This window comes from Salinisphaera sp. G21_0 (genome assembly GCF_017744115.1).
In the GTDB taxonomy this organism is placed as follows: Bacteria; Pseudomonadota; Gammaproteobacteria; order Pseudomonadales; family Endozoicomonadaceae; genus Endozoicomonas.
Map to the genome: position 1 here is coordinate 111663 of NZ_JAGHQW010000011.1, position 6193 is coordinate 117855.

Here is a 6193-nt window from a genome sequence, read left to right on the forward strand (position 1 = left end):
TTCCTGCTTCTGTTTCGGGGAGGGGGAAGATTCATTCAGGAATGGGGGGGAGTGTTTTGGTATAGGTGCATTTAGCAGTCCAATGGTGGTCATGGGGTTTTGATGCCTGTTGTTTATCGGTGTCAGGTTTGATCAGACAACGGTTCTCTTCCGGGTAACAGTTATCTGCTGGCTCAGATACCGGTTGGAAAGTACTCATACGGGGTACCTGTGCTGGTTCTACTTTGCGCACAGCCAGCTCGATCCATTGGCTTTCTGAGGTTACTTGCGCTGTGGATGTTTGTCTTACGAAGTTTCCGGCCAGACTATCGAAATTTTGTAAATGCCGGGTTGGTGAACTTATTGTTGCTATTTGTCCGTGTTTAAACTGGTTAATGGTGTTTGGCGGTTTTTTTTGGTAGGCATCTGTCGGTGTCGAAACATTTTGAGAGTTTTGCCGGGTGAAATTGAACCGGCTGATTCCAGCTAAACAGTTCATTCAGTTTATCCTCATAATGGCGGACTCAAAAAAAGCAGACTGGCAATAGGGGGGATTGGTTCCTGTTGATGCAATAAAAAGACGTTTTCGCAGTTACGATTTACTGTTCATCCTTGAAATGCCACACACCAGCACTATATAGATACCTAACCATATGAAATCGTCTGTTTCTGGCTATTTAGAAGTAAAAACCGGAAGTGAGATCATGAGTAGGAGAAGGTCATTATGAGAATGGATCGGCTGACCAGCAAGCTCCAGTCAGCTCTGTCTGATGCACAGTCTCTGGCCATCGGCAAAGATAACAGTCAGATTGAGCCCGTCCACCTTTTGCTTGCGCTTATCGACCAGAAGGGAGGTTCGGTCAAGCCTCTGCTGATGCAGGTCGGCTTTGATGTGAACACCCTTCGTGGTGAGCTGACCGGCATGCTGGAACAGCTGGCCAGGGTGTCATCGCCGACCGGTGATATTCAGATGTCCCAGGCTCTCTATCGAATGTTGAACCTTGCGGACAAAAAAGCACAACAGGCCAGCGATCAGTTTATTTCCAGTGAAGCCGTGCTGCTGGTCATGATGGAAGACAGTGGTCCGCTGGGAAAATTACTGAGCAGCCAGGGAGTCAGCCAGAAAGCGCTGGAAAACGCCATTAAAAATATTCGCGGCGGTGCGTCGATTGACGACCCGAATGCGGAAGATTCCCGAAACTCCCTGAGCAAATACACCATTGATCTGACCGAACGCGCAGAAGAGGGTAAGCTGGACCCGGTCATTGGCCGGGATGATGAAATCCGGCGGACGATCCAGGTTCTGCAACGAAGAACCAAAAACAATCCGGTGATTATTGGTGAGCCGGGCGTCGGTAAAACCGCCATTGTTGAAGGTCTGGCCCAGCGTATCGTCAATGGTGAAGTGCCTGAAGGTTTGAAAGGGAAAAGACTGCTATCGCTGGATATGGGTGCATTGATCGCTGGTGCCAAGTTCCGGGGTGAGTTTGAAGAACGGCTGAAGTCGGTGCTGAATGACCTGGCCAAACAGGAAGGACAGATCATCCTGTTTATTGATGAAATACATACCATGGTGGGTGCCGGTAAAGCGGATGGTGCCATGGACGCCGGGAACATGCTGAAACCTGCACTGGCCAGGGGCGAGTTGCATTGTGTCGGTGCCACGACCCTCGATGAGTACAGACAATATATTGAGAAAGACGCAGCCCTTGAAAGGCGTTTCCAGAAGGTGCTGGTGGATGAACCCACGGAAGAGGATGCCATTGCCATTCTCCGTGGCCTGAAGGAACGCTATGAGGCGCATCACGGGGTTGATATCACTGATCCGGCCATTATTGCCGCGGTCAAACTGTCCCAGCGTTATATTACTGATCGACAACTGCCGGATAAGGCGATTGATCTGATTGATGAGTCCGCCAGCCGTATTCGGATGGAAATGGACTCTAAGCCGGAAGCCATGGATCGACTGGAACGTCGTCTGATTCAACTCAAAATAGAACAGGAAGCCCTGAAAAAAGAAGATGATGAAGCGTCCAGGGAGCGTCTGGCCAGGCTGAATGAGCAGGTTGGTGAACTGGAGCGCGAATATTCCGACCTGGAAGATGTCTGGAAAGCAGAAAAAGCCCAGTTGCAGGGTGGGCAGAAGCTGCGTGAAGCAAAAGAAAAACTGTTGATTGAGCTGGAAGCCGCCAGACGGGCAGGGGATTTAACCAAAATGTCTGAAATTCAGTATGGCACCCTGCCGGAACTGGATAAACAGCTGGCTCAGGCGGATGCCCTGGAAACCGGCGAACATCAGCTGCTGAGAAACCGGGTAACGGAAGAAGAGATTGCCGAAGTGGTGTCCAAATGGACAGGCATTCCGGTTGCCAAGATGCTGGAGGGAGAGAAAGAGAAGTTGCTGCGTATGGAGGATGCGCTCCATAAACGGGTGGTTGGCCAGGATGAGGCAGTGGTTGCGGTTTCTAATGCGGTACGGCGCTCCCGGGCCGGGTTAGCGGATCCCAACCGCCCTAACGGCTCCTTTATGTTCCTTGGCCCAACCGGTGTTGGTAAGACTGAGCTGTGTAAGGCGCTGGCTGAATTTCTGTTTGATACGGAAGATGCCATCGTCCGTATCGACATGTCAGAGTTTATGGAGAAACACTCGGTTTCCCGCCTGTTAGGTGCGCCTCCGGGGTATGTAGGTTATGAGGAAGGTGGTTATCTGACCGAAGCCGTACGTCGTAAGCCGTATTCTCTGGTGTTGATGGATGAAGTTGAGAAGGCGCATCCGGATGTTTTTAATATTCTTCTGCAGGTATTGGAAGATGGTCGCCTGACCGATGGTCAGGGGAGAACGGTAGACTTTAAAAATACCGTTATTGTCATGACATCAAACCTGGGGTCTGACCTTATTCAGACATTCCAGAACAAAGAGACCGGTGAAACCGATTTTGAACAGCTGAAGAGTACCCTGATTGAAGTGGTAGGGACGCATTTCCGGCCAGAGTTTGTTAACCGGATTGATGAGGTAGTGGTATTCCATCCGTTGGGTGCCAGCCAGATCAAATCCATCGCCAGCATACAGTTGGCTAACCTGGATCGCAGGCTGGCGGACAATAATCTCCGGCTGGTGCTTTCTGATGAGGCAATGGATCAGCTGGCAGAAGTTGGTTTTGACCCGGTTTATGGTGCACGGCCGTTAAAGCGGGCTATTCAACGGAGTATAGAAAACCCGCTGGCTGAAGCTATTCTATCGGGTCGATATAAACCAGGTGATACCATTAAGGTGGCGGTGCAGGATGGGGAGCTGGCGTTTACCTGATTGAGAAAACTACGGATTGAACGATTTTCCACCAGGCCTTACGTTAGCAGGTATTTTTTTAAGGGAAGGGACTGCCTGCTTCCTCAGGATACTCTTCCTCTGTTTTGTAAAATCTGCAATAGGATTTGCATAGAGGTATTTATATGTATCCAGTGGTTGTATCCGATCTTGATGGAACTCTGCTCACCAAACAGCATGAACTTTCTCCCAGAACCCGTGACGTGATTCGGCACCTGAGTGAGAAAGGTATCAAATTTATTTTTGCTACTGGCCGCCACTTTCAGGATGTTGAAAGAATAAGATCACAGCTTGGCGTGGATATGTATCTGATCACCAGCAATGGTGCCAGAGTCCATAATCCGAAGGGCGAAATGATTGTTCAGCACGATATTAATCCCGAATTTGTGCAGCCATTATTGTCCCTGCGAAAACCCTTTGCAGATAAGGTTCATACCAGCGTTTATCAGGGAGACCAGTGGCGGGTTGAGGTTGAGCATAAGGACCTCCATGGGTTCAGCAAGGCGAGCGGCTTTACCTATCATTTGACTGATTTTGATGTGGTTGAAACCAGCGCCATCCAGAAGATCTTTTTTGTCGCACAATCCCACGCTGACTTATTGCCACTGTCTGACCGGGCCCGTGAACTTTACGGTGATCAGTTTTATATGACCTACTCTCTGCCGGAGTGTTTTGAAATTATGGCACCGGGCGTTTGCAAGGGGACAGCGCTGGAAGAGGTGCTGAAGTTGAAAGGCTATGGTCTGCAGGATGCCATCGCTTTTGGTGATGGTATGAATGACTTTGAGATGCTGTCCAGCGTCGGCAAAGGTGTGGTGATGGGTAACGCTGACCCATCGCTGCTAAACAGTCTGCCGGGGTTTGAGCGTATTGGTCATTGTGATGACCACGCGGTGGCTGAGTACCTGGCGAAGCTGTACAGCCTTTAACTTTCACTGTTGGTGGTCCTTGCGCATGGCTGCATTGGCATAGCCAGCAACGGTGACCACCGTCTCCCTCGTCAGCCGTGCGCTGGCTTGCCAAAAGCTTTACATCATCATTGTTAATATCTATTGCCTTTCTTTCTGCCGGGTTGACATAAACCCTGGGCGGTTCATGGTATGGAGGAACTTTTACAAAAAAGGACAGTCCCAGCTTTTGATTCAATTATTCAATTATTCAATTATTCAATGACTGATCCATATTTTAACTCTCACTTTCTGTGTTTGGAGTTTCAAAAAGCGTACGAGTCTGTTAAGTCGAACAATGGATTGGTTTGGTATGGCTCGCCGCAGCAAAGAGGTTTAGCGTTTGGACTGCAGGTTGAACAAACTGCACCTGTCAGGTATTTGGATACTTCGATTCCATGTGGTGCAAGCTTCAATAACCCGGTCAGGGATGCTCATTTTAAAAAAGTGCCTGCCAGTGCTATTTATTCTCAAGAATCTGAACAAGGCGAACCGGTAGACTTATCACATAGACCCGGAACATACCGGCAAGCCGACCAAAATGCTAAAATCCTTACCGCTCAACCTGAAGTAAGAATTGATTGGGTTTGGAGTATAGGAGATGAAGCGAATGCTTACTTATATTCTACCAATGCTAATCACACCCCACCTGCTTCAACACTGAAAGGCACTGCCGTAAATGAGTCGAATGTTAAAGTTTCTACTTCCGGCTCTGGTGAATCTCTGACCATATCTGATAAGACGTACCAGAAGGCTAATGCCCAGTCCAAAGAACGTGAGGCGTCCAAACGAGCTTTGGCACTGTCCGTGGAAGGGAAGACTTATGCCCAGTCCACAAAACGGGAGGCTACCCGGAAAGCTTACCGTGAGCCCGTTAAAGGACGGGTGTGTCAGAAAACTCAAACACGGTCCGAAAAACGGAAGGCTTCCCAGAAGGCTTATGCACATTCCGAGAAAGGGAAGGCTACCCGAAAGGCTTACGAACAGTCCGAAAAGCGGAAGGCTGCCCAGAAGATTAACAATAAGACTTACAATAAGTCCAAAAAAGGGAAGGCTGCCCGATGGGCTTATGAGAATTCCGAGAAACGGAAGGCTTGCCAGAGGGCATACCAGAAGGTTTACCAGAAGGCTTATTATCAAGTTTTCAAAAATACCGGTGATAGAGAAGGAGCAAGAATTGCTGCCAGGCAAGCGACTGCCTTAAAAAGAGAATCGGATAAAACAAAAAATAATGAGCTTTCAAACTGACTCAGATGCAAGCCTTGCACATGAGAAGCTTGCGAGAACCTTGGGGTTCACCTTTAAGCACTGGTGTCATCCTCTGGAATACGGGTTATAGAAGGTGTTTTTCACCTGCAACGTGTGAATGCATATCACAGCCCTTGTAGGAACTCTTCCATCCAGTCATTGTTGTTGACCCGTTCTGACTCTGTCGCCAATGAATCAAAATCCCATTCCACTATTTCATCAAGCCCAAGTGGGTCTCTTCTCCTTTTCTCGCTGGCTTCATGCCATTCTTTCCGTGTTTCTGAATCCACTGCGTAGCTCATTTTGCAGATAGCAGTGCTTAATTCAACATAAGTCATTCGGCTTCGGTGGGGTTCCAGCAGTTCAAGTTCTGCATTTCCCAATTCGTGAAAACGATCCAGAGCTTTCATTGCCGCGTCAAAGTCAGATAGCGGCCCTTGAATGCGACTGTAGGAAACCTGGTTCCCTTGAGTTGGTATGCTTGCCCTTGCTGGAAGTCCTTGCTGAGGGATTGATGTTACTACTGGCGTTTTTGCTGCCTCAATCTGTTCCAACTTTGCAACCACTGCTTTCTTAACGAGGTCTGGAACAATGCCGTCTTTATCATCTTTGATAACCGGGCTGAGTGCCGTGCATAAACGGGCGTTTAGCTGGCCGCTGCTGGCATAGTGTTCAAGAGATGACCAGACCGCAG

5 protein-coding genes and 1 pseudogene are annotated in these 6193 nt (G+C 48.8%); 4 read left to right on the top strand and 2 right to left on the bottom strand.

The window, feature by feature from the left end; genetic code table 11:
* Positions 1 to 31: 31 nt before the first annotated feature.
* Positions 32 to 478: a hypothetical protein gene (locus tag J7439_RS07495; RefSeq protein WP_209201204.1), complete on the bottom strand. Its 447-nt coding sequence runs from the start codon at positions 476 to 478 to the stop codon at positions 32 to 34.
* Between the two features lie 225 nt (positions 479 to 703).
* Here J7439_RS07495 and clpB point away from each other — a divergent pair, with 225 nt between their 5' ends.
* The 4 genes and pseudogenes from clpB to J7439_RS07515 all read left to right on the top strand — a co-directional run.
* Entirely contained in the window at positions 704 to 3286 is a 2583-nt protein-coding gene (clpB, locus tag J7439_RS07500; RefSeq protein ID WP_209201205.1) for an ATP-dependent chaperone ClpB, read from the top strand.
* A 143-nt stretch (positions 3287 to 3429) separates the two neighbouring features.
* Entirely contained in the window at positions 3430 to 4233 is an 804-nt protein-coding gene (locus J7439_RS07505) for a Cof-type HAD-IIB family hydrolase (protein ID WP_209201206.1), read from the top strand.
* A gap of 171 nt (positions 4234 to 4404) precedes the next feature.
* Entirely contained in the window at positions 4405 to 5499 is a 1095-nt protein-coding gene (locus J7439_RS07510; protein WP_209201207.1) for a hypothetical protein, read from the top strand.
* Between the two features lies 1 nt (position 5500).
* Positions 5501 to 5628 (top strand): annotated as a pseudogene (locus tag J7439_RS07515) (IS1595-like element ISEnu2 family transposase); the annotation flags it as partial.
* On the opposite strand, the gene J7439_RS07520 reads toward J7439_RS07515, so the two are convergent.
* A partial coding sequence (locus tag J7439_RS07520) for a hypothetical protein (RefSeq protein ID WP_209201215.1) occupies positions 5625 to 6193 on the bottom strand: 569 nt, incomplete at its 5' end. The pseudogene J7439_RS07515 and the gene J7439_RS07520 sit on opposite strands and share 4 nt — an antisense overlap.

Excerpts from the sequence above, each read along its gene's own strand:
- J7439_RS07505 (WP_209201206.1), top strand. The coding sequence starts at position 3,430 with ATGTATCCAGTGGTTGTATCCGATCTTGATGGAACTCTGCTCACCAAA.
- clpB (WP_209201205.1), top strand. The coding sequence starts at position 704 with ATGAGAATGGATCGGCTGACCAGCAAGCTCCAGTCAGCTCTGTCTGAT.
- J7439_RS07510 (WP_209201207.1), top strand. The coding sequence starts at position 4,405 with ATGGAGGAACTTTTACAAAAAAGGACAGTCCCAGCTTTTGATTCAATT.
- J7439_RS07495 (WP_209201204.1), bottom strand. The coding sequence starts at position 478 with ATGAACTGTTTAGCTGGAATCAGCCGGTTCAATTTCACCCGGCAAAAC.